At 65.1% G+C, this 275-nt stretch carries 2 pseudogenes; one reads left to right on the top strand and one right to left on the bottom strand.

From position 1 onward, the window contains the following. Positions 1-159 (top strand): annotated as a pseudogene (locus SB816_RS31460) (RES domain-containing protein); the annotation flags it as partial. On the opposite strand, the pseudogene SB816_RS31455 reads toward SB816_RS31460, so the two are convergent. Continuing rightward, positions 158-256: pseudogene (locus SB816_RS31455) on the bottom strand (DUF4148 domain-containing protein); the annotation flags it as partial. The pseudogenes SB816_RS31460 and SB816_RS31455 sit on opposite strands and share 2 nt — an antisense overlap. Positions 257-275 lie beyond the last annotated feature (19 nt).

Genomic DNA, 275 nt, shown 5'->3' with positions numbered 1-275 from the left:
CTGGTGCATGCGCGCATCGGCAAGGTGCCGAAAACACACGGATGGGTCGAAGCAAGTGTTCCCGACGACGTCAGCATCGAACGCCATACGGCCGAAACGTTGCCGGACGGATGGGACGCGGCGGCACTTCAGGCAGCACGTCAGTTTGGCGACGCATACGCACGTCGGCGCGCGTGAGGCCGTGGCCGGTAGCGGCGAACGACAACGCGGGGATGGCGGCGAGGACGGCGACGGCGAGGATTCGGGCGGCTTTCATGGTGTTCTCCTTGAACAAG

It is taken from the genome of Achromobacter sp. SIMBA_011 (assembly GCF_046535435.1).
Taxonomy (GTDB): domain Bacteria; phylum Pseudomonadota; class Gammaproteobacteria; order Burkholderiales; family Burkholderiaceae_B; genus Achromobacter; species Achromobacter dolens.
Note: the sequence above shows the minus strand (reverse complement) of the source record. Positions and strands in the feature narration are given on the sequence as shown.